The organism is Bacillus sp. MUM 13, from assembly GCF_001866725.1.
In the GTDB taxonomy this organism is placed as follows: domain Bacteria; phylum Bacillota; class Bacilli; order Bacillales; family DSM-1321; genus Peribacillus.
Window position 1 is genome coordinate 98,285 of record NZ_MLYQ01000040.1, and the last position, 23,663, is coordinate 121,947.

14 protein-coding genes and 3 pseudogenes are annotated in these 23,663 nt (G+C 43.2%); 9 read left to right on the forward strand and 8 right to left on the reverse strand.

Going from position 1 to position 23,663, the window contains the following annotated elements; genetic code table 11:
- Window positions 1-91: 91 nt before the first annotated feature.
- On the reverse strand, window positions 92-316 hold the full coding sequence (locus BIV59_RS12370) for a hypothetical protein (RefSeq protein WP_071351799.1): 225 nt from the start codon (window positions 314-316) through the stop codon (window positions 92-94).
- Between the two features lie 334 nt (window positions 317-650).
- On the opposite strand from BIV59_RS12370, the gene BIV59_RS12375 reads away from it, so the two are divergent.
- Window positions 651-1,664, forward strand: a complete 1,014-nt coding sequence (locus tag BIV59_RS12375; protein ID WP_071351800.1) for a C40 family peptidase — start codon at window positions 651-653, stop codon at window positions 1,662-1,664.
- 569 nt (window positions 1,665-2,233) lie between these two features.
- The gene (locus tag BIV59_RS12380; protein ID WP_071351801.1) at window positions 2,234-2,644 is read left to right on the forward strand and encodes a hypothetical protein; all 411 of its coding nucleotides are present in this window, start codon (window positions 2,234-2,236) and stop codon (window positions 2,642-2,644) included.
- 106 nt (window positions 2,645-2,750) lie between these two features.
- Here the strand turns inward: BIV59_RS12380 and BIV59_RS12385 are convergent, their stop codons facing one another.
- On the reverse strand, window positions 2,751-3,626 hold the full coding sequence (locus tag BIV59_RS12385; RefSeq protein ID WP_071351802.1) for an accessory Sec system S-layer assembly protein: 876 nt from the start codon (window positions 3,624-3,626) through the stop codon (window positions 2,751-2,753).
- A complete protein-coding gene (gene secA2 / locus BIV59_RS12390; protein WP_071351803.1) occupies window positions 3,626-6,007 on the reverse strand; it encodes an accessory Sec system translocase SecA2 in 2,382 nt (793 codons plus the stop codon). The genes BIV59_RS12385 and secA2 overlap by 1 nt, the downstream gene beginning before the upstream one ends.
- A 333-nt stretch (window positions 6,008-6,340) precedes the next feature.
- Between secA2 and BIV59_RS24430 the strand changes: the two are divergent.
- Window positions 6,341-6,508 (forward strand): annotated as a pseudogene (locus BIV59_RS24430) (peptidoglycan-binding domain-containing protein); the annotation flags it as partial.
- Window positions 6,509-6,550: 42 nt separating this feature from the next.
- Window positions 6,551-6,892, forward strand: a pseudogene (locus tag BIV59_RS24435) (C40 family peptidase); the annotation flags it as partial.
- A gap of 340 nt (window positions 6,893-7,232) precedes the next feature.
- On the opposite strand, the gene BIV59_RS12400 reads toward BIV59_RS24435, so the two are convergent.
- The gene (locus BIV59_RS12400) at window positions 7,233-10,700 is read right to left on the reverse strand and encodes a S8 family peptidase (RefSeq protein WP_071351805.1); all 3,468 of its coding nucleotides are present in this window, start codon (window positions 10,698-10,700) and stop codon (window positions 7,233-7,235) included.
- Window positions 10,701-11,089: 389 nt separating this feature from the next.
- On the opposite strand from BIV59_RS12400, the gene BIV59_RS12405 reads away from it, so the two are divergent.
- Window positions 11,090-13,633: a YhgE/Pip family protein gene (locus BIV59_RS12405; protein ID WP_071351806.1), complete on the forward strand. Its 2,544-nt coding sequence runs from the start codon at window positions 11,090-11,092 to the stop codon at window positions 13,631-13,633.
- Window positions 13,634-13,704: 71 nt separating this feature from the next.
- Here BIV59_RS12405 and BIV59_RS12410 read toward each other — a convergent pair whose 3' ends face one another.
- A complete protein-coding gene (locus tag BIV59_RS12410; protein WP_071351807.1) occupies window positions 13,705-14,346 on the reverse strand; it encodes a spore coat protein in 642 nt (213 codons plus the stop codon).
- A gap of 147 nt (window positions 14,347-14,493) precedes the next feature.
- On the opposite strand from BIV59_RS12410, the gene BIV59_RS12415 reads away from it, so the two are divergent.
- The 4 genes and pseudogenes from BIV59_RS12415 (at window position 14,494) to BIV59_RS12425 (ending at window position 19,669) form a co-directional block, all read left to right on the forward strand.
- Window positions 14,494-15,903 (forward strand): alkaline phosphatase, encoded by a 1,410-nt coding sequence (locus BIV59_RS12415; RefSeq protein ID WP_071351817.1) that lies wholly within the window; start codon window positions 14,494-14,496, stop codon window positions 15,901-15,903.
- A gap of 176 nt (window positions 15,904-16,079) precedes the next feature.
- Window positions 16,080-17,687: pseudogene (locus tag BIV59_RS12420) on the forward strand (bifunctional metallophosphatase/5'-nucleotidase); the annotation flags it as partial.
- The gene (locus tag BIV59_RS24440) at window positions 17,682-18,440 is read left to right on the forward strand and encodes an Ig-like domain-containing protein (protein WP_481747432.1); all 759 of its coding nucleotides are present in this window, start codon (window positions 17,682-17,684) and stop codon (window positions 18,438-18,440) included. The pseudogene BIV59_RS12420 and the gene BIV59_RS24440, both read left to right, overlap by 6 nt.
- A gap of 116 nt (window positions 18,441-18,556) precedes the next feature.
- Window positions 18,557-19,669 (forward strand): DUF5050 domain-containing protein, encoded by a 1,113-nt coding sequence (locus BIV59_RS12425; protein ID WP_071351809.1) that lies wholly within the window; start codon window positions 18,557-18,559, stop codon window positions 19,667-19,669.
- 58 nt (window positions 19,670-19,727) lie between these two features.
- Here BIV59_RS12425 and BIV59_RS12430 read toward each other — a convergent pair whose 3' ends face one another.
- The 3 genes from BIV59_RS12430 to BIV59_RS12440 form a co-directional block, all read right to left on the reverse strand.
- Window positions 19,728-20,444, reverse strand: coding sequence for a polysaccharide deacetylase family protein (locus BIV59_RS12430; protein ID WP_083392154.1), 717 nt, complete (start codon window positions 20,442-20,444; stop codon window positions 19,728-19,730).
- A gap of 79 nt (window positions 20,445-20,523) precedes the next feature.
- The gene (locus BIV59_RS12435) at window positions 20,524-21,477 is read right to left on the reverse strand and encodes an LCP family protein (RefSeq protein WP_071351810.1); all 954 of its coding nucleotides are present in this window, start codon (window positions 21,475-21,477) and stop codon (window positions 20,524-20,526) included.
- Between the two features lie 710 nt (window positions 21,478-22,187).
- Window positions 22,188-23,390: a right-handed parallel beta-helix repeat-containing protein gene (locus BIV59_RS12440; RefSeq protein ID WP_071351819.1), complete on the reverse strand. Its 1,203-nt coding sequence runs from the start codon at window positions 23,388-23,390 to the stop codon at window positions 22,188-22,190.
- Between the last annotated feature and the right edge of the window lie 273 nt (window positions 23,391-23,663).

Here is a 23,663-nt window from a genome sequence, read left to right on the forward strand (position 1 = left end):
GCCGCTGTCATTGGCTTTTTTTGGGTGCGGTTAGGGCTTGGGATTTCCATTTAAATGGATAATAGTTTCAAATTGAGCCTGATTCGAGCAGTTACACACCGATTCGAGCCAAATCCGCTTCCATTCGAGCGAATTCCAATTGTACGCCTCCTTCCACCCAACTGCTGCGGCAGCGGAAATGCTTATAATTTCCATTTAATTGGATAATAGTTTCAAATTGAGCCTGATTCGAGCCAGTTACACACCGATTCGAGCCAAATCCCTTCTGATTAGAGCCAAATCCGCCTCCATTCGAGCGAACTACAATTAGACGCATCCTTCCGCCCAACTGCTGTGGCAGCTGAAACGCTCATAATTTCCATTTAATTGGATAATAGTTTCAAATTGAGTCTGATTCGAGCCAGTTACCCAGTGATTCGAGCCAAATTCCTTCTGATTCGAGCCAAATCCGCCTTCATTCGAGCGAACTCCAAAAAGACGCCTCCACCCAACTGAAGCACTATTAAAATTACACTATTTTACATATATCAAGCAATTAAACTAAAATTCAGCATACAAATTGTTAAATCGCCAAATGTAATCAAATTGTAATATATCTTGCAATTCTTTATTTGGTAGAATAGGAAAAAAGACTCCGAGGTGGGAAATTAATGAACAAGGGCATTGTCACACTGTCAGCTGCAGCGGTCATATCATCCGCATTCGCCTCCCCGGCACTTGCTGATACATATATCGTAAAAAGCGGCGACAGCCTCTCAAAAATCGCCAGCGCTCACCATATTACCGTCGCCAAGCTTAAACAAATGAACAAACTGTCTTCCGATAGCCTGCGCATCAATCAGAAGCTGACAGTTCCAGATACAAAGGTCACATTAAAGAAAACCAATTCAGTTACATATACAGTCACAAAGGGAGACTCCTTAATCAAGATTGCCAATAAATATTCTCTCACTCTGGCAGAACTGAAAAAACTAAACAATCTTAAAACCGCCAGTATATACATAGGGCAAAAACTGATTATCTCCCAAACTAAAGAAAAGACCGTGGTGACACTGCCGAAGCCTGCCAATACAGAAGGCAAAACCGAAAGCTCGGCTTATCTTGTAAAGTCTGGTGACAGCTTATGGAAAATCGCTTCTCAATTTAAAACTTCCCCGCAAAGCATCATTGATTTCAATCATTTAAAAACTGATGCACTCACTGTAGGGCAAAGCCTGCTGATTCCTAAAAGCGGAACTGCACCAGCACCAGCACCGGCACCACCTGCTGAAGCAAAGCCAAATCCGCTTCCAGCCAAGGACGCAAGCTCTGTAATTGCAATGGCAAAGAAAATGATCGGTGTGCCATACTCATGGGCTGGAGCATCACCTGATGGCTTTGACTGCAGCGGTTTCATTTATTACGTTTTTAAAAATTCCGGCTACCAGATTTCAAGAGTTTCTGCAGCCACTTATTATGACCTTGGCAAATCCGTAGCAGCTCCTAAACCCGGCGACCTGGTTTTCTTTTCTACCAATCCGGCAAGCTCGGTCCTCATTTCGCATATGGGGATTTACATAGGAAACGGACAGTTCATTCATGCCAGCTCGAGTAAAGGCGTGCAAATCAGCTCACTCAGCATGTCTTACTATCAAACCAGATTCGCAGGTTATAGAAGCTTATAAAACCTGAAGAACCAGGCCTGCCTCAGCTGCCTGGTTTTTTGCAGGAACCCGGGTAGAGCAAAAGTCTTCGGAATTTAATAGAAAGAGACATATCCACTGGTTTAGATGCTTGGATAGTACCCTTTCAGGAAGCCCCATCTTCCCGCTGCCCCGTGCTGATGATTTTATAAAAAATTCCTATGCTAATTCTACCATTCAAAGTTTCTCCCGGTACTTTAACGAAGCGAGTGTCCTGGATTTAACGCTCCACAACAAAAATGACGGTGAATGAATATATCTAAAGAAATAAAGTATGTTATGATTATCCATATTGTAAACTCTATTTGCGTCACACCAAGCTTAACGAATTATAAGGATTCAGGCAATGGAGAGAATCAGTTTAATTTCTTCATTATTAAGGTCATCAGGCTCCTACGCTGTATAAAATGCATTGAAAGCCAGGCATTTAAAGAGCAAGATATCCAGTTCCTGCACCGCATCCGCCTTTTTTTGACGGTGCCTGGCATATACATCAGGAGTATGCAAGTTGCCTGGCATGGACTTGTATTCACTATAAGGAGGAATAGATCATGGATAATAACCAAAATCAGATCAACCATCTCAAAGAACAATTAAAAAATACCCCGCCCAAGATCATTGGCGGCTACAAAAAGCCGGGCTGGGCATTAAAGGTTCTGGACAAAATCTCAAACGATGCTGTTGAAACTGAGCCAGATGGCAAGATCACTGCAAAAGGGATCCTTGAAGCAAAAGACCAAACTTATTATCCTGCATTTCTCACACTAGATATGAGCAGCAGCGGACAAATTGCCGGGGTATACTTTATCTCCGAAGCATCCGATCAATTTGAACTTCTGCCGTTTGAGCTGATCAGAGAATTCATCGGCAAGCCTGACAGCGATCTTCTTCCATTCAAATACCGGACACTTGAAAAAATAGAAGGCGACCAGATACAAATCAACTGGCCGGACTTTACATAAGGGCTAGAAAACGGTGGAAGCGCTAGCCTTCTGGTGTTGATATACATAGAACAAGAGTAAGCACGAAAAAACCTGTTCAAAAAGAACAGGTTTTTTTGCGCCTCCATTAAGATTGCGGAGGATATACCTTCCACCTTTCAAAATTAGGCTGAGGCTTTGTAATAAGCGCAGCAGGGAAAATGAATGTCCATGGCTTACTGGTATTTGCTTTCACTTCAAAGTTCTCTAGTGTAAATCCGCCCTGGCAGACAATGTCGCCATCAGCGTCTTCCACAACTAAAGGAATGGTCTCAAGCTTGATGTTCTTATCGTTTCCATTGCGGATAAGAACCACGCAAGCAAGTGTCCCATCATCTTTCATAGTGGCTTCGATTCCCATTAAATTGATCTCTCCGGGATTCAGTTTAGGAAGGTTCGTAACCATTTCCTCCAGATACTTGCGCTGTTCGGCGGAAATCTGATTTTCCCATGTACTATCAAGATCTAAAGCTTCCTTTTGAGGCTGCTTCAGCTGAAAGGCAATCTTCCAGCCGTCTTCAGGAATCTCCTCGGATACCCGGTCTTCCTTCAAAAACAGAAATCTCCATGGCATGCAGGACATCGGCGGCATTTCACCGATATCATCCATTTCGAACTGTTTTTTGGCAAATGCTTTTCCGTCTTTATCAATCAGCAGCAGATCAACTTCTTCAAAATTCACGGCTTTCGGAAGAGTGTTGCGCAAAAATGCTACCACCATGATATCGCCGTCAAGCTCTGCCATATTCAGTCCTGTAATTGATAATTGGTTAGGCTTCAGAGCTTCCAGCTGCTGATGGCGGAAACGGTACACATATTGCTCAGAAGCACTCAGCTCCCAATCAGGGTGAAAATATAAACTTGTATCCGTCCCTAAGTCTGCAAGTGTTTCAGACAGGTTCTCCGGGGGTTGTGCGATTGGTTCTTTAACTGGCATAGGTGATTTTTTCTTGAATAATCCCATCACTCTTCACCTTCTTCATCATCATTTGTATAATCATAGGCATTTTTCATGAATTCAGAGAAGCGGATGCTGATTTCTGACTCGATATCGGCAATCAGCTGTTTGAATTCTGCCATTCCTTCTTTTTCAAACTGAACATAAGGATCATCTTGTGCATAGCTGCGAAGATGGATTCCGTCTTTAATCTGGCTCATCAAATTCAAATGGGTGATCCAGTTCGTATCGATGGCTGAAAGCATGAACTGCTTCAATTGCATGCTTAACCCTTCATCTTCTTCCAGAGTGGAAATCATTTCTTTCAAATGGGCAAACTCGCTCCATATCAGACTCTCTGCCTCAGCTTTCTCAAGTTCAGCCAGACTTCCTTGCGGGAAATGCTGGGCAAAGAACAAGATGGAAAGTTCATATTCAAGCCCCTCATGATTCCATTCTGCAGGATCTTCCGGATAATATCTGTCTATAATCTGAACGATATAACGTTCCATATACTGGAGGAGCTCCTGGAACATTTCATCACTTTCCAGGTCAAGAACCCTGTCCCTCATGGAATATACAACCTTGCTCTGCTGATCCAGCACATTTTCAAGCTTCAGCAGATGGCTGCGGGAGCTGTAGTGTGTACTTTCGATCATTTCCTGGACCTTTTTGGTGAACTTTACGGGATCCGGTGTAAGCACAAGGCCGTTAGTGTCTGTTTTTACTTTTTTCATATAGCGTTCTTTTTCTTCTTCATCGTAATAAAGGAACAAATCATCTTCAAGCGAGATAATGAATTGCGATGAGCCTTCATCTCCCTGGCGTCCTGAACGCCCTCTCAGCTGCATATCGATTCTGTTGCTTTCATGCCTTTCCGTCCCGATAATATGAAGGCCGCCAAGTTCCCTGACTCCTTCGCCAAGCAGGATGTCCGTTCCCCGTCCAGCCATGTTCGTCGCAAGCATAACCTGGCCTTTTTGGCCGGCCATTGAAATCATTTTTGCTTCATCTTCTTCTGTTTTGGCATTTAATATCTGATGCTTGATTTTTGCCTTCTTCAAATGCGCCGATAATTTCTCAGATTGCTCAATAGAAGTCGTCCCGATCAGGACAGGACGCTTTTTGCCGTGCATCACACTGACTTCTTCAATGATCTTCTTGATTTTTGAAGGCTGATCCTTATATACCAGATCGTCATAATCGATTCGGCGGACTTCTTTATTTGTAGGGATGGTGACGACGTTCAGCCGGTACGTTTCCCAGAATTCCTTTTTAGAAGGTGTGGCACTGCCTGTCATTCCGGAAAGGTTTTTGTACATGCGGAAATAGTTTTGAATCGTAATCGTTGCATGTGTTTCATTTTCCTCAGAAATTTCAAGACCTTCCTTTGCTTCGATTGCCTGATGAAGGCCCTCGCTGAATGTACGGCCTTCCATAACCCTTCCAGTGAACTGGTCGATTATGACAATCTTTCCTTCTTTGATAATGTAATCCACGTCTTTTTTCATGATGACGGATGCACGCAGAGACTGCATCACATGGTGAAGAAGCTCCTGATGCTCGGCTTCATACAGATTGTCTATTCCAAAAGCTTGTTCAATCTTTTTCGAACCTCCATCGCTTAAGAAGGTTTGCTTGGTATCCTGGAATAAATCATAATCCTCATCTTTTTTAAAATTCCTGACAATCTCAGCGGTAATCCTGAACAGCTCGGCTCCCTCGCTGGACTGGTTGGCAATAATCAAAGGTGTCTTCGCTTCATCAATCAAAATACTGTCCACTTCATCGACAATCGCATAATGATGGCCCCTTTGAACTTTATCTTCCTTACGGAATACCATGTTGTCGCGAAGATAGTCAAAACCAAACTCTGTGCCAGTTCCGTACGTGATATCAGCCTGATAGGCCGCTCTTTTTTCAGCGTTTTCCATCTGGGAGATATTCAATCCAACCGTCAGGCCAAGAAACTCATGAACCTGGCCCATTAGTTCTTTATCGCGGCTGGCAAGGTATTCATTCGCTGTAATGATGTGAACTCCTTTTCCTTCAAGCGCGCGCAGATAGCTTGGAAGAGTGGCAACAAGTGTTTTCCCTTCCCCTGTATTCATCTGGGCAATACTGCCCTCATTCATGACAGCTCCGCCAATCAGCTGCACATCATAGTGCCTGAGACCCATTACCCTTTTGGCAGCTTCCCTTACAACAGCAAACGCCTCTGATTGAATATTCTCAATAGTCTCTCCGGATTTCAGCTTCTCTTTAAAGGCCTCAGTACATGCCTTTAACTCTGAATCTGACAATTTCTCATACTTTTTCTCTAATTTATTTACTTTTTCTGTTAATTTAAATAGTCTTTTCAAATCTTTTGAACTTTCATTAAAAAGCTCTTTAACTTTAGATATCATGCGATTCTCCCCTGTTACCATTAAATAAACATCTAGTCGAATTATATCATATTAAGAAATTTTATGTTCATGTGTCAAAATTTACCTAAATTAAATTTACCAATGATTACTATTTCAAAATTGTAATACAATTGTAATATTATTGCGCGTTTATTGTAACATTCCTGTATTACCATGATTGTACAAGTTATCCAAGATATTATTCGGGAGGAAACAACACACATCATGAAAAAAGTAATCGCTTCTGTTGCAGCCGCTGCCGCCATTATGCTATCACCGCTTTTCAGCCATCAGGCTTCCGCAAATATCGGAGACAAAACTCTTAAACCTGCTATGACAAGTACAGATGTCAGGCAGCTCCAAAATCTATTAAAAATCAAAGGCTATTATAGCTATTCAGGTTCATATACTACATACTACGGTCCTTCAACAACTAGTGCCGTTAAAAGATTCCAATCCGCAAAAAGACTGACTGCTGACGGAATTTCCGGACGCAATACCTACAATGCTATGGGCGTATACAATGTTGATGTCCCAAGACTTATCAGTACTGCCAAACAATACATGGGTGTTCCTTACAGATGGGGAGGCATGACTCCATCCGGATTCGATTGCTCAGGCTTGATCTATTACGTCTATCAAAAACAAGGAATCATCCTTCCAAGGACTTCCTCACAGCTTTACTCTAACATCGGACTAAAAACCTCTGCCCCAGTAAAAGGAGATCTCGTATTCTTCAACACTGGCGGATCAGGCGTCTCCCATGTTGGCATATATATAGGAAACAACCAGTTCATCAACTCATCTTCTTCCCACGGAGTAAGCATCGCCAGCTTAAGCAACTCCTACTGGAAACCAAGATACATGGGCTGCAAAACATTATAAGAATTAATATATCCCCTGGACTTTAGAAGCCGGGGGATTTTTATATTTTTGAAGTTTATCTTGTTTTCATGGTCTTTCTAAAACACTTAGGGTATCTTAAGGTTTTGATACGCTCTTTTAAGGCTCTTTTCACAGCTCTGATGCTTAACAATCAGGGATTACTCCAGAAATCATGCGGCTTTTAGCCATAATCATGCACCTTTACAGCAAATTCGTGCAACTTTTCTCGAAATCATGCGACTTTCCCATAAAATCATGCAACTTCCCAAATCCATGCACCTTCTCATGAGAAATGTGCAGAAAAAAGCAGCCCCCTAAAGGAGAGCTGCTTAAAAGGTATCTAATTCAATGCAATCGTTAATCCGTACTGATTGAAAGATGCATTTCCTTTGCTGTCGCGGACTTTGATGTAGTATGTGCCTTTTGATAGGTTAAGCGATAAGATTTCGCTGTCTCCCTGTGCGTAGTAATCACTATAGGCGACACGTTTCCCGTTTTTGTAAACCTCAATCACTCCGTCGATTTCATTGCCTGTTTTTAGTGTGATCTTCCCTGTTTGAGTTTTTGCGGATGTGAAGGCAAACCAGTCTTCATCGCCTTCTCCGACTCCTGCATTCAAACTTGCACTTGCAGAGTAGGTTTTGCTATTAATCTTTTTAAACTGCAGCGGTTTCGACGGTGTATTATTACGCACTTTGGAAGAAGCGTCTTCATCGCTTTGATTCACCGGTGCAACAGTCAGCTTATATGGCCATAATGTCAGCGGTGAGGCGCTATCAATATAGCTCTGCAATGTGACAAAGTACCTTTTTCCTTTTTCAGCCTTAAAGGAACCGTAATTAAAGCCGGATTGATCCATTTTTTCTACATAAGTAGTTTTTTCATATTCATCATCATCCAGCTTGTGGTTTAGGTTCGTATCCTCGGTGATGGCCACGAATCCGAAGAAAGGAGCCAGCAGCGCTTGAGGATATCTTGCTTTCAAAGAATCTGTCAGTTCCTTGCGCTGAAAGTCCACTCCGTAAATGGCGGTTTTGGAAGGCGCAAGATAAAAGGTGTCAGTATCATTCGGCATGGCGAAGTTTCCTTCAATCGGCCCTTTTGGCATTGTTTTCGCCTTTTCAGGTGTGTCATTTTCTTCATAAATGTCTCCTGAAGCTTTCATATAGAACTGTCCCTTGATATGATACGGATTAAAAGAAAGATTCGAAGAAAATGGATTCATGACCGCAGTTAAATAATATGTTTTCCCTGCCTTAAATCCTGTATAAACTTCCTTCGACAATCCCATAGAAAAGAAATCGCCTTCCACATTATAGCCAATCGGATTTAAGAATCTATGTGTTTTTCCATCCTCGTCCTTTGACTCAATTACTTCTGAAATCTGCAGCAGAGGCCTTCCCTCTGTTCCAGGAAGTTCAAATTTGTAAATTCCGGTTTTATCTGCAGTGAATGAGTACCAATCCTCATCACCCTCGTTCTGAATATAGCCACTTAGCGTACTTCCTAATACATAAGGAAGGGCTGCGCTGGAGATCTTTTCATATTCCTTATCAGAATCATAGTCCCCGCCGCTATCTTCTCCATTTGGTTCTTCACTTGGGAGGCCATCTTCATCATTTGGAAGCGGCTTGCTGTCGAGGTGAACTTGATAAGGAAGCAGAGATTGTCCAGGTTCCTGCTCAAACTCGAACACTCCAGTCATAAGCATATTTATGAATTCAATGAAGCTCATGGAATCATCCAACTTCAGCTTCTTGCTCGTTACTTTCACATAATACTCTGTATCAGGTTCAGCAAGGAAGGTAATTGTTTCACCGTCCCCCATGCCGCCTTTATTCGCAAAGAATAGTGACGGGATATCTTCCTCCTTGGCAGGCGGTTTTTCATTGGAAGCAGCTTTTTCTCCGTCTTTTGGAGCTGTTCCTTCTCCATCTCTGGAATCATCGTCAGCTGGCGGAAAGAGGGAAGCCTTATCGTACACTTCAATCCCGATATTGACTCCAGGAATTCCTGAGGCACTGAATTTCATCAGCTGCGATGTATCTCCTGATTTAAAGGTGAAATAATCGTCGTCACCTTCTTCGCCTGTAAGATGCAAGGCTCCGGGAACGCTTTTCATATCAATTGGTGCTTCTTTGCTTGATTCATCCTCTGGAAGCTTGTCTGTTTTAGTGAGGGATAACGAGTACGTTGAACGGCTTTTATCAAAGTTTCCGTTCACGTCTTTCACACCAATAGCAACGTCTCCTGTAAATGGAGCTTGAATCAGCTTAGCTTCGTTCTTTCCCTGCATTGTTTTGTTTACTTCAATCTGCTGTTTTATTTCGTTTCCGTAAAAATTCACCATTACCTTGTAATCATATGGAGAGCTGCTAGAAAGGTTTGCCTGGATATACTCCCCTTTTTCCACATGAAACTTCACCCAGTTTTGCTGATAAGGCTTTGTGATTGATCCAGAGATTTTCTTTGCTCCTGCTTCAGGTTTAATGACTTCTGCCTTTTTAAAAATTTCATCTACAGTCCAGTTTTCCTTTACGAAAGCCGGAAGTTTTTTTATATCATATTTCAAGGCTGAAACTGGATTGACAAGCCCGTTTCCGTATTTGATATCATAGCCTGATGCTCCGAGATCTGTTGATGTTTGTTCCAAAATGTATTCCACTTGTGCCGGAGTAAGTTTTGGATATTTTGAAAGAAGCAGTGATGCCGCCCCTGCCACGACCGGCGTGGCCATGCTTGTTCCGCTCATCGCACCAAAGGTTGATTTTTTCTCTTTGTCATAAATAGGCGCGTATATATCCTCACCAGGCGCCACAATATCTGTTGTGGCTCCGTAGTTGGAAAAATAGCTGAGCTTCTTCTTGCTGTCAACCGAACCGACGCTGATAACCCCTTCATAGGCTGCCGGATAACTCCGCATTTCCATCCCGTCATTACCGGAAGCGGCTACCACAACCACCCCTTTAGAGATTGCCTTTTTGATGGCATCCTCTAGGACCGGCGAGGGAAACCCTCCTCCAATGCTAATGTTAATCACCTTAGCCTCTTTTTCTGCCGCATATAAAACACCCTGGGCAATATTATAATCATAGGCGCCGCCTTGTCTGTCAAACACATCGACCGAAAGAAGATTTACATTCGGGTTTACACCGTACCCGCCGATTCCATTTCCTTTTTTGGCAGCGATGATTCCTGCCACATGTGTGCCGTGAAAATCAGGATTAGCCGGATTCATCGGATTCACAACATTATAGCTTGACAGCAGGGATCCTTTCAGTTCAGAATGATTGCGGTCAATTCCCTGGTCAATGACAGCAACTGTCACTTTGTTCTTTCCGGCCAGTTTTTGAGCCTCATTGATATGCAGAAGACTCAGTGAATACTGCTTGTCCGTTTTAGGATCTGCTGTACCCAGAGCTTTATAAATCGGGCTGACATTGACAGACACAACTTTTTTATTTTTTTGATATTTTAATAGCGCCTTCTTTAAATCTTTCTTGTTTTTCACTTTAACAACAACATAATTCAGTCCGCTCACATGCCGAATGACAGTGCCTCCCGCGAGCTGGTGGTCTGCTGCTGATAACGGCTTCGAGTATTTCACAACAAGTGTATCATCACTGTAATTCTGTGCATTTGCTTCCTGCAGCTTGCCATTTAGAGAAGCGCGGGCACTTTTCAGCGGCAAAGCTGCTTTAGAGATTGCCGGTCCCTTAGCCAGGACTTCATGATGAGAAAAAAACGGTGATGAGGCTAGAGACAAACTTACGCCAAGTGACAGGATTTTTTTCGCAATCGGCTTCATATCGTTCCCCCTATTTCTTTATCCCCTCTATCATAAGTCATTTTCCCATTATTGGAAATATTTTCTTTTCGTGCAATTTTGCAAACTGTGCCGGAATCTCTCTTATGTACGACCTTTCTTAAAGTTTGTTGTTTTTAATTTGTTCTGTGAGGCAATTCCATTGTTAAGTCAGGCTGATTCGAGTGTTACGAGACTCCTGCTTAGATGAGCGGAAAGCGTGCATCCTGAAGCGGAAATCAACCTCTTGTTGAATAGCGAGTAAAAATTTTGTAACCATTAAAAAAGTTAGCAGGTATTTAGTACTAATATTCAGAATATTATAATTTACGCACAGAAAGTGAATAACAATTCATTTTCTGTGCGTAAAAAAGATTCAATGGGGGGATAGAATGAAAGGTTATGCATTACAGTCATCTGGACTGACCGGGAGAAAGGGATGGATTATTGCACTTATCGCTGTTTTATTAGTACCGCTTGTGTATGCGGCAATCATCCTTACTGCCGGCTGGGGCCCTTATGACAACTTATCAAAAGTGCCGGTAGCCATTGTAAACCATGATGAAGGCGGCATGTCAGGAGATCAGCCGATTAATGTCGGAAGTGATCTGGTGGCAGATTTAAAGAAAAACAATTCACTCGGATGGGATTTTGTAAGTTCAGACGATGCAGCGCGGGGGCTGAAGGATTTAAAGTATTATATGGTGATTGAAATCCCGCGTGATTTCTCCAAAAACGCAACAACCGTTTTGGATGAAAATCCCAAGAAACCAGAATTGAAGTACACACAAAATGAAGGGCTTCATTTTATGGCGGCACAGGTTACGAAAAATGCAGCAGCCGCGATTCATGAAAAGCTTGATAACCAGATTACCAAAACATACACCAAAACATTATTTGCTAAGCTATCAGACATTTCTGCGGGCTTTAAAGACGGAGCTTATGGTTCAGGAAAAATCAATACCGGTGCCGGGGAGCTGCATAAGGGAACAGGAAAAATCCTCTCTTCCCTATCGGAAAAGGCGCCAGATATCTCATTATTGGCGGATGGTTCCAAAGAGCTTAAATCGGGAACAGGCGAATTATACCGCTCTCTTTCCGGAAAACAAAACGACATCGCAAAACTAGCGGATGGCTCTAAGCAAGTGAATGACGGAACAAATACGCTTTTATCTTCACTGAAGGAAAAGTCTTCAGATATCTCGAAGCTTGCGGACGGAACACAGCAGCTTGAGAACGGATCTGGTCTTCTTTTGAAATCTCTTAAGAATGGTTCCGGAAGCATCGGCCAATTAGCGGACGGCGCCAAGCAGGTTGATGGCGGAGCGAAAAAGGTTGCAGGAGGCGCACGTGATTTAGCTATTGGAGCCGGAAGCCTTGAGGCGGGTTCTGTACTGGTTCTTAATGGTTTAAAAGATGCAGCATCCGGAAGCACTTCTTTGGACAGCGGTTTGGCCAAGCTTGAGCCTGGAAGCAAGGCGGTTGCTGACGGCGCAGGCGAAGTAAACAAAAATGCAAAATCCTTGCTTGCCGGAGCACAGTCAGTCGCTGCAGGACTTGACCAATTGGCTGAGAAAGTGCCTGGCCTTAAAGAAAGCCCTGATTTTAAAAAGCTATTAGAGGGAAGCAAAGCGGTTTCTGGCGGGCTGGGTCTGCTTGCAGCAAAAACTCCTGATCTTAAAGCGGGAGCTGAACAGGTTTCAACTGGAATTGCTGCTGCAAAAACAGGTTCAAAAGCCCTGAATGGCGGATTGAGTGATTTGGTAAAAGGCCAAACCGCAGTCAATGCAGGTGCCAAAAAGCTTTCAGCAGGAGCAAATACCTTATCGGTAGGAGCAGGCACCCTTGCAGCTGGAACAGAAACACTTGCTGCAGGAAACGAAACTGTTAATTCTTCCTGGAAAAAGGTGACGGATTCAGTGGCTGCCATTAATGGAGGCATCTCTTCTGTTAATAAAGGCAACCATACTGTTGAGAGCGGCTGGAAAGACATGACCTCTGGTGTTTCCACACTCGCAAATGGCACAAAACAGGTTGCTGACGGAAACCAGACAGTCAAAACCGGATGGAGCGCCTTAACTCTCGGCGCTAACAAACTTGATAACGGAATGCTTCAAGTATCCAATGGAACTCAGTCTGTTAAAACTGGATGGGAAGCCCTGACATTTGGCCTGAAAAAGGTTGATAATGGTGTGGGTGAAATTGAAAGCGGTTCCAATGAACTCACTGCTGGACTGGCAGGCGGTGCAGAACAAACCGGTGCCATCCATGCAGGAGATAAAAACATCGAGCAATTTTCCGCTCCAGTCAAACTTGCTGGAACAGCGATCCATAAATTCAAGGCATATCGCTATGCGAATGCTCCATATATCTTGTCACTTGCCTTGTTTACAGGCGTATTGCTCTTGACTCTTCTTTTTGATTTGAAGCTGCCGGAAAACCTTGAAGTTTCAAAGTTACGTTTTTACGGAGGCAAATTAGGAACCATGGCAATGCTATCAGCTGCCCAGGCAGCCATCGTTTCCCTGTTTACTCTATTCTTTATTCATTCCAATTTTATGAACGGAATCAGCATGGTGCTGTTTTCCATTTTTGCAAGCCTGGCATTCCTGGCGATCGTCTTCTTTTTGACAGTGCTTGCAGGAAATATCGGCCGCTTTGCGGGATTGGCATTCCTGGTTCTGCAGCTGTCAATAACGGGCTCAAGCCTTCCTATAGATATGCTGCCGCAGGGTTACCAGACATTAAGCAAATTCCTTCCGCTGACATATTCAATCGGTGGATTCAAAGCCGTCATCAACCTTGATAACTATGCATCTTTTTGGGGAAATACAGCTGCACTGGCTGTCTTTTTAGCAGTCTTTTCCCTATTAACAGCAGCTCTCCTTTTATTTAAAAGAAACAAGCCTGCTCACTCTGCAGAAGCTGCTGCGTAATCAGCGCCGGATCCTTAAAAACGCGCAATGCCCTTAAGCAGTATGCTTAAGGGCATTTTTCATTTGGAATCTTAGTGAGCCATTCCGCCATTTGGCCTCTGCTGCCCTGAGCCTGATGCAGGTGCATAAGCATTCAGCATCTGCTGCATATCCTGCTCTGCCAGCTGCGGCACCTGGTAATAATGATGCTTGTTTTGGTAAATCGAGACTTCATAGGCCATTTCAATGCAATTCGGGATCGAATCTGCAAGCACGCGCCGGACAACAGGGTTTGTTGTTTCCAGGGCTGCCATCGTTTTCGCTGAAGCACTCGATTTTAAAGCTCCGAGCATACAGCTTGAAACAGATGCATCCGTCATTTCAGAAACATTTTGCACCGGCTTCGTTGGCGATGTTGGTGTTAAGCCGTAAATGAAGTCATTTCCCTGGTTCATTTTATAGCTTTGAGTCGGCTGTGCCGGATCTTGCCCGCTTTTAAAGCAATCTAGCGTAATGTTATATTCATTCTGGATAAATTGACTCTGGCGGTCTAAAATTCCCAGCAGCTCAGGATCCTGCACGTGAGAGCGGAGCAGCATATATGAATTCAGCGTACTTATCGTTCCAGAGAGCACTTCCCCGACATCAAATATTTCATGTCCTCCATGGTTTAAATGCGGAGGTACGCTGCCTGTATGCATATTTTGGTGGTTTTGGCCTTGATTTTGCATCATTAAAAATCCCTCCCAAACGTTAATAACGAACATAGTTAATATGGATTTCCCGCACTGTTTTATACCTCTCCCCCTCCTTTTTCTCATCATGAATAATTCAAGCTGCATCACGCACCCTATTGGTAACTGAAAGGAGGTTGAAGAGTGATGAAGCCTCACAATATCAAAGCCTTCACTTTAACAGCCACTCTGCTTTTTGGCAGTTTTTGCGGGCTCCCGTTAAAAACGGCTGCCAAACAAGGCTCTGTTCCAAAAAATATCATCGTCATGATCGGTGACGGAATGGGAATTGGGCAGATGGAAATAGCGAGGCAGTTGGAGTATGGAAAAAAAGGCGTGCTGAATATGGAGAAAATGGAGCATCTAGCTTTGATGCATACCTATTCTGAGAACAATTCTGTAACAGATTCTGCTGCTGGCGGAACAGCAATTGCAACAGGGGTGAAAACCAATAACGGTTCTATCGCCACAGATCCGAGCGGAAAGGAAATAGACAGTATCCTTGACGCCTCACAGATGAATGGAAAACGGGCGGGAATCATTTCAACAAGCATGATCACCGACGCCACACCGGCAGCCTTTAGTGCAAGCGCTGCAAACAGGTGGACAGGAAATGCCGATATTGCCAGGCAAATTTACAAGCATAATCTGGATGTTATCCTCGGCGGCGGAGCTAAATACTTTTCGCCAAAAGAACAGAACGGAACAGATTTGATCGATAAATTCCGTCAAAATGGATATACCATCGTTGCTGACAAAAATCAGCTGCGGGCTGCTCCTTCTAACCGCAAGCTTATAGGCTTATTCAATCAGGGATATATGCAATTTGTGAATGACCGGGATATCTATCGTTCCAATGAGCCCACTTTGAATGAAATGGCTGAAAAAGCACTCCATGTTCTCGCCGGCTCTGACAAAGGCTTTTTCTTAATGGTGGAAGGCGGACGTATTGACCATGCCTCACACGCAGCCGATTTCACAGGAATCTGGCAGGAAACAGCCGAGTTTGATTCAACAGTCAAAGAGGTTACATCCTGGGCAAAAAAACGCGGAGATACACTTGTTGTTGTGCTTGCCGATCATGAAACGATGGGCATTTCGTCATCAGAACCCATGAATGTTAGCGGACTGAAAAGCGTAAAAGCTTCATCTGAATACATGGCTTCACAGCTTAAAAAAACAAGCGATGGAGAAATCATTCCTGAAAGCCTTGTAGAGGTACTTCAGAAGTATGCCAATATAAAGCTTTCTCCCAAGGAAACTCAGGAGCTGATTAAAAATCTTCAGTCTCCAGGCAAATCCATCTATCCTTCACAAATTACCGGCTGGGAAATAGGAAGTCTCATCGCTCTTCATAATCTTGCAGGGGTCCAGGACCGCAGCATTCGGGCAGCAAGCAAAACAACTGGAGGACATACAGCTAACAGCATTGCCGTCTTTGCAGAAGGACCAGGCAGTGAGAATTTCAAAGGTGTCATAGATAATACAGACATATCAAGGATCATCATGAAAGCTGCACATATCCCCTTTGTTCCCGGACAGCATAAATCACGTTAAAATATTTAGCCGCCATGAAAATTTATGGCGGCTTTTGTATTTTTTCTGAAAATTACCTTTTCACAGAACTAATAGAAATATATAATAATGAAGGATGTTAGCTAGCATGCTGCGCCCTTTTTTTACTTATTTCTCTATTAATCTACTAATTTGTGAAAAGGAATGGTGTAACCTTGATGAAAAAGAAACAGTTTACCAGGCTCGGCCAGATTACGGCCTCTGCCCTTCTATTCGGATCGTTCATGTCTCCTGCAGGACAAAAGCTTGCTCACGCTGAGGATACAACTGCAAATGTAAAGGTCCAAATTCTTGGCATCAATGATTTTCACGGACAGCTTGATAAAACAACGAAGATTAATGGACAAGTCACTGGAACGGCTGCCTATTTGGCTGCCTACCTAAAGAAGCTTGAAGCGACAAACCCGAATACCATCAAGGTTTCGGCTGGAGATGCTGTCGGCGCAAGCTCGCCGGTTTCCGCCCTGCTGCAGGACGAGCCAACCATCAAGTTTTTGAATTTGATGAAATTTGATATCGGCACTCTTGGCAACCACGAATTTGATGAAGGGGTTGCTGAAATGAAGCGCCTGGTCAATGGCGGAGAGCATCCGAAAACCAAGCAATATGGCACCTTTGAGGGAGCAAACTTCCCGTACATCTCCGCAAACGTAATCGACAAGTCAACTGGAAAACCGATCTTTGATCCTTATATCATTAAAGAAGAAGCTGGACAAAAAATCGGCTTTATCGGGGTTACCTATTCTGATACACCAAGCATCGTTATTCCAAGCGGTGTTGAGGGTGTTGAATTCACAGACGAAGCAGAAGCAATCAATAAATATACGAAAGAATTAAAGGATCAAGGAGTCAAGGCTATCGTTGTATTAGCCCATAATCCCGGAACCTCCAATCTTGATGGATCAAATCCCACAGGTGAAGCCATCGACCTTGCCAATACGGTAGATGATGAAGTGGACGTTATTTTTGCCGCTCATGATCATAAATACCTGAACTCTACGGTAGACGGAAAGCTCCTTGTCCAAGCATATTCAAGCGGTGCCGCTATCTCAGATGTGAATCTGGAGATTGACCCAACAACACATGATATCGTTAAAAAAGATGCACAAATCGTGAATACACTGAATACAGGCATAGAGCCTGACGCTGAAACTCAAGGCTTGGTCGATAAATATCTGAACGACATCAAACCGATTATTTCTCAAGAAGTTGGCACAGCCAGCATGCCTCTTACAAGAGACCAAAATGAATCAGGCGAATCTGTTCTCGGAAATGTCATTGCCGACAGCATGCGCACAGAAATGAAAACAGACTTCGGATTCATGAATCCAGGCGGAATCCGCGCCAATATCGACCAGGGAACCATCAACTGGGGCCAGGTTTACACAGTTGAGCCATTCGGCAATGACCTAGTGAAAATGACCCTGACAGGCGCGCAGATCCGCGATGTATTAAATCAGCAATGGCAGCCTGAAAAAACCAATATGCTTCAAATCTCAGGGCTGACCTACACATGGTCTGATGCACTTCCAAAAGGGCAAAAAGTTGTGAACATATTCCTTCCTGACGGAAAGAAAATTGATCCGAACGCTGAATATACGGCAACCGTCAATAACTTCATGGCAACTGGCGGAGACAGCTACACAGCCTTCACCGGCGGCAAAAACAAAGTGACAGGCCCTGTTGATTTTGATGCCCTGCTTAACTACCTGAAAGCACAATCTCCAGTTTCAGGAGCCTTCGAAGGAAGAATCAAAAAAGTGACAGACATTACAGCTGATGCTCCAGTTGTTAATCCGGTTACAGATCATGATTCTTTCATTACTGGTAAAGCTGAAGCAGGATCGAAGCTTACAGTCTGGATTAATGGAAAAGAATTTAAACGTGATGTTCTTATCGGTGCAGATGGCACATTTAAAATCAAGACATCACACTTAAAAGCAGGAACCACCGTATCTGCAAGCATTACAGATGCTGCTGGAAACGATAGCGAAAAAACAACAGTAACCGTTCTGGACAAAACGGCTCCGCATGCTCCATATGTTCATATAGTCAGAGACTTTGATAAAAAAGTGACAGGACAAGCAGAAGCTGGATCAACCGTTACAGTTAAAGCAGGCAAAACACTTTGGACAGGCATTGCAGACCGTAAAGGCATGTTCTCTGTAAAACTGGACAAACAGCAAAAAGCAGGAACCTTGCTTTATGTATTCGCTGCAGACAAAAGCCAGAACATCAGCTCTTCTGTAAAGCTTATCGTAAAGGATGCGACGGCACCTAAAGCACCAGTCGTACATGCTGTTAAAGCAGGTGAAGGCTGGGTAACAGGTAAAGCAGAAGCATATTCCAAGGTTTATGTAAAAAGCCACAATAAATTAATCGGCTATGCATATGCAGGGAAAAATGGAACCTTTACTGTGAAAATGAAAAAGCAAAAAGCAGGAACAGCACTGTATGTGTCTTCCAAGGACCGGGCAGGCAATACCTCAAAAACAGTTAAAATTTTCGTAAAAAGATAATATCAGCACCATCCCGCCATACCGGGATGGTGTTTTTAATTGTGCTCACTAATAATGGCAAATCTATGTTAAATCTATTAAAATAGGAAATACAAATTATGTATAGGATGTGGAGAATGTTTAAGCGAAAACTGTTTCTGCCGCTGCTGCCAGCCATTTTAATTTTTTCCTTGTTTATGCCGTTTTCCGCTCCAAAAGCGAGTGCAGCTTCATCTGATGATCTGCTGTATAACGCGATTTACAAAGGAATTTTCCACATGCAATCTAAAATTCCTCTCGGCAAGTATGGCCAGGAAAGCAGCAAGATTACTGCCGCCTATCAAAAGGTGCTTGATAACCATCCGGAAATCTTTTATACCCAGTACTACTTTCAGTGGTCACCCGGTTATTTTTATCCGAAATATATCGGTTCAAAAAGTGAAATCACCAAAATGCAAGCGTCCCTTAACAGCAAGGTGAACGCTGCTGTAAAAACAGCAAAAACGAAGAAAACCGAACTCGAACGCATTGTTTACCTGCATGATTTCCTTGTGAACAGCACGTCCTATGATTATGATCATTATGTGAAAAACAACCTGCCGCAAAGCTCCTTCACAGCCTACGGGGCGCTCGTTTCCCATAAAGCGGTTTGTGACGGATACGCCAAAGCCCTGAAGCTCCTCTTGAATAAAGCAGGCATTTGGTCGATTAAGGTGAACGGCACAGTAAGAAGCGGAGACCACGCCTGGAACATGGTGAAAACAGGAGGAAGCTATTACTATATCGACAGCACCTTTGATGACCCTGTGACAAATGACCGTTCCGACGTGCTTACGTACAAGTACCTGCTTGTCCCGGAAAACAGGCTAGCAAGGGATCATATCTGGAATAAAAGTAAGCTGCCAAAAGCAAGCAGCACCAAATATCAAAAGCTCTATTCTCTATCTGATTTTGTCCGGTATAATTCCAGCATCTATTATGCCAATCAAAATGACCACAAGCTTTACAGGATGTCCCTGACAGGATCTTCGGTGACTAAAGTGGATAACCACCCCATCTACTCGCTGAAAATCATTGGAAGCACGCTTTATTATATTAATCTTGCAGACCATAATTCTGTCTATCAGATGAAGCTTGGGGGCACCAGTAAACAAAAAATCAAAAATACGCAGGCGGGCTTTTTATCTGTAAAAGGTTCAAGCCTCTACTTCTACAATAATGTTTCGAACAAAATGGTGAAGCTGAGATAACTCACGATACCGGCTGCAAGAAGCCCAAGCCCCTTCAATCAAGGTGCCTGGGCTTTTTTTATAGCCTTTTATCATTAAAGAAGTTCACAGTAAAATGATGCTTTGGATCATAGGGTTTCATCTCGTATCCCCTTTTACGGAGATAATCCAGAATTTGCGGCAGCTCCTTCACGGTTTGGCTGTTTTCATGAAGAATAATTACCTCACGTGTCCGCTTTGTTTGAGCTTTAATATTTTCAAGGATTTTCTCCGGATGCCGAGCCAATGCCCAGTCTCTTGGATCCACTGTCCAATCCCACATTTTAAAGCCCTTTTTGACCGCATAATCCCTCATCGCCTTAGTTGTATACGTACTTCCGTAAGGAGCCCGCATCAATCTGCTTTTAAAGCCGCTGATTTTAAAAAGAGTTTGCTGTGCAGTGACCATTTCATTAGCAAAATTTGTTGAGTTGATTTTATATAGCTTATGAGCATCATGGCTGACACTGTGCAGTGCTGGATAATGTCCTTCCCGGATCATGCGGAGTACATTTTTAGGGTTATTTTTCATATTTCCGCTGATCATGAAAAACGTCGCCTTCGTATGATATTTCTGGAGGATGTTCAAGATGCTATTTGTATATTTGCCTGGACCGTCGTCAAAGGTAAGATATACGGTCTTCTTAGCTGCGGTTTCTTTCGCGTTAACAGGATATGCTGAAACAAACAAAACAGGCACCAAAAGAAAAAACAGTAACATCAGCTTCCTGCAATTTTTCACGCCCCAATTTAACATCCGCTATCCCCCTGCACTTTTAATGTATCAAAATTATATGCTGCACGAACTTTCCAGAAAACTAAAAAAATCCCCCAAATTATTTGGAGGATGACAAAAATTGCTGAAGTGCGGCTTTATTTTTTTCAAGATCGACAGCAAGCACTGCGCCGATTCCGGGAATTCTTTCATTTTCAAAGGTACCGTCAAGCGGAATTCTCAGCTTGTCCACATTCTTAGCTTGTCCTGTAATAACATCCTTGCCTAAAATCAGCATGGTCTTCGTGTCGATATTTGTATCAATATATGGTGCTGTCATGCCAAGAATTTTCGGCAATTTGACGACATTATTGATTTCTGTAGCCTTATCCTTTAACTTTCCAAGAACCTCCTGCTGCCGCTGCACCCTGCCGAAGTCACTCATATTATCATGGCGGAAACGGACATATCCGAGCAGCTGCTTGCCGTGGAGGGTTTGTTCTCCCTTATGAAGCGTCATATCAATGCCTGATGACATATCATGCGGCACATTGACCCTAATGCCGTCCGGGGCAATCGTATCCACAATTTTAGGGAATCCTTTAAAATCAACAATCGAATAATAGTTGATATTGATACCAAAGTTTTCTTCAATGGTTTTGCGCAAAAGCTCTGGCCCGCCAAATGCAAAGGCAGCATTGATCTTCTGCTTGCCATGCCCTGGAACATCAACATAGCTGTCTCTCATGATCGACACCAGCTTCGGTTCATGCGTGTTCTGATTATAATGGGCGATTAAAATGGAATCTGTCCTGGAGTGCTTTTCACCGCGGGAATCGCTGCCCAGCAAGAGAACATTGATCTGCCCGTTATCCGGCAGCTTCCCGTTAAAGTCATAGTTCGCGGCCTTCTCCTTGCCTGCCCCGTCCAGCGCCTCTGACAAGCCCTGCTTATACTGAAAATAAACATAGGCACCAGCTGCAATAACCAGCAGAACAAGAATAGTAAAAAACCTTCTTAATCCCCGTTTCTTCTTCTTTATCTTTTTATGTCTTGTGCTTCGTGAATTATCCAAATCTAAATACCATCTCTCTGTATTTAATTTTTTTAATAAATTTCTTTTACTTTATGGTTTGCAAAAAACTCCAAAATAACAGCAAAAACTACATAATGTGACTATATCATGTTTAATGCCATTCATCATCTTTAAATATCTTTTTTTCATGCCCAATAATATTGAATTAGAGGAAAAAACAAGGTATTTTCATGAAGAATATCACTGCGGGCTCAAAAATTCATACTTTAATTTCCATTTAAATGGATAATAGTTCCAAATTCTCGCTGATTAGAGCGAATTCTCAGCTCATTCGAGCCAATTACCGTGTCATTCGAGCGAAAGGCCGCCTTATTAGAACCAAATCAAAATTCAGTCTTCAAACTGAATGTATGGTCATTCATGGTCTTTCCCTATGCATTTAAGGGGAACTTAATGTTTTGATACACTTTCTCAGGATTTTTAATGAGTTATACGAGGTAATCCCATTGTTAAATCGGGTTGATTGGAGCGTAAGGTGTGAGACTCCTGCGGGATTAGCGGGACAGGTGAGACCCCGCAGGCGCAGCTGAGGAGGCTCACCGCCCGCCCCGCGGAAAGCGAGCATCCTGGAGCGGAAATCAACCACCTTGTTCCATAGCAGCAAAATTTTACGAATTATCATAAAAACCTTACAAAACATGAAACACCCCGCACAGCTCTTCAGAGGAACCATGCGGGTGTAACTAAGCTTACTCCTCTACAACACAAGGAATTTTAATCGTGTCATTGTACACATTATAGAAATGATTGATACGGATAAAGGTTTCGCTCGTATTCCTCACTGTATTAGTTTTTAGCACGTCCATGTTTTTCTGGCTTAGTGTATTATACGTTATCGCATATTGAGAGCCAGGACCATCATTTTTCGCCGCAAGAAATTGCATAGGGCGGCCTATATGTTCAAATGTGTTGTTCTGGAAAATCGGATTGGATGCTCCGCTGGCAAGAATACCGCGGTATTTGGCTTCACCTGCAGCCACATCTTTGAAGCTGTTTTTTTCAATTACGGCATTCGACCAGTTCATGACCCGAATAGCATCCAGGCGGGTATTCGTAATGCTGTTATTCCGGATGGTCACATGGTCATGATAAGAGCCGCCTGAATATTTATGGGTCCCAATGGCCCGGTCCAGATTTCGGAATGTATTGCTCTCTATCGTCACATACCTGTTTGGCGTTTTATCATATGTACTCCATTCCTGGCTCCAGCCCTTTGTCGAACGGTCTGGGGTGTCCAGGTTGATCGCCTCTTTGTTCCGGTTTGGCGATGGCTTGGAATCAACAAAAGAATTGTTGATAACGGACACATAATCAGATGCATCCATTTCGATAAAATGTCCTGACCGCATATGCTGAAAATGTATATTTTTCACCTTCACATTTTTATTATGGCCCATGATGATCGCGATGCTTTCATTATCATATTTCATATCAATGACAGCATTCCCCTCACCGATGAAGGAGATATTTTTTTCACCATTATATTTTCCGTATACACCCTTTTTTCCTGAACGGGAAGGCCTGATCAGCTGGAACATAGATTTAGCTGCGGCAAATTGCTTCGTCCCGCTTACTGTCCCTTTCACTAGTCTGACACCGTTTTTCAAACGTATGGTTACATTGGAAGGAACATAAAGGGTATTCGAAATGGTGTATGTGCCTCCGTTTAGGATTAGTGTGCCGCCGCCCTTTTTCTCCAGCTGCTCCAGATATGAGCGAAGCAGGTAATAATGCTTGGTATTATTATTGTAGGTGCTGAAGTTCATCATATTTCCGCTAAACGTCTTGCTGCTAGGTGTAATTGTGTAGGCTGGTGCTGCGCTTGCCTTTGGCGCAAGCATACTCGCTGAAAGAAGCAGGGCCGCTGCCGCCGCTCCGTATTTTCTCATCATGCTGAAAAACTCCTTCTTATTTAAAATATCCTCTAGTTTTATCGGATAATTTGCCGGGGAATTTAGCAGGTGCCAATCATCCTGCCTGATATACATAAAATAAAGTCATTTCCGGAACGATATACACATCTTTTCCTATTAATTAAAGGCTCTTTTCTTAAAGAAGGTTGTTTTTTTTATGTGTTCTGTAAGGCGATCATAATGCTAAATAAGGTTGATTGGAGCGTAAGGTGCGAGACTCCTGCGGGATTAGCGGGAAGGTGAGACCCCGCA

What these genes read in the sequence shown, in the direction of transcription:
- BIV59_RS12370 (WP_071351799.1), bottom strand. Translation starts at nt 316, where the DNA reads ATGCGTCTAATTGTAGTTCGCTCGAATGGAGGCGGATTTGGCTCTAAT.
- BIV59_RS12375 (WP_071351800.1), top strand. Translation starts at nt 651, where the DNA reads ATGAACAAGGGCATTGTCACACTGTCAGCTGCAGCGGTCATATCATCC.
- BIV59_RS12380 (WP_071351801.1), top strand. Translation starts at nt 2,234, where the DNA reads ATGGATAATAACCAAAATCAGATCAACCATCTCAAAGAACAATTAAAA.
- BIV59_RS12385 (WP_071351802.1), bottom strand. Translation starts at nt 3,626, where the DNA reads ATGGGATTATTCAAGAAAAAATCACCTATGCCAGTTAAAGAACCAATC.
- secA2 (WP_071351803.1), bottom strand. Translation starts at nt 6,007, where the DNA reads ATGATATCTAAAGTTAAAGAGCTTTTTAATGAAAGTTCAAAAGATTTG.
- BIV59_RS12400 (WP_071351805.1), bottom strand. Translation starts at nt 10,700, where the DNA reads ATGAAGCCGATTGCGAAAAAAATCCTGTCACTTGGCGTAAGTTTGTCT.
- BIV59_RS12405 (WP_071351806.1), top strand. Translation starts at nt 11,090, where the DNA reads ATGAAAGGTTATGCATTACAGTCATCTGGACTGACCGGGAGAAAGGGA.
- BIV59_RS12410 (WP_071351807.1), bottom strand. Translation starts at nt 14,346, where the DNA reads ATGATGCAAAATCAAGGCCAAAACCACCAAAATATGCATACAGGCAGC.
- BIV59_RS12415 (WP_071351817.1), top strand. Translation starts at nt 14,494, where the DNA reads ATGAAGCCTCACAATATCAAAGCCTTCACTTTAACAGCCACTCTGCTT.
- BIV59_RS12425 (WP_071351809.1), top strand. Translation starts at nt 18,557, where the DNA reads ATGTTTAAGCGAAAACTGTTTCTGCCGCTGCTGCCAGCCATTTTAATT.
- BIV59_RS12430 (WP_083392154.1), bottom strand. Translation starts at nt 20,444, where the DNA reads ATGTTAAATTGGGGCGTGAAAAATTGCAGGAAGCTGATGTTACTGTTT.
- BIV59_RS12440 (WP_071351819.1), bottom strand. Translation starts at nt 23,390, where the DNA reads ATGATGAGAAAATACGGAGCGGCGGCAGCGGCCCTGCTTCTTTCAGCG.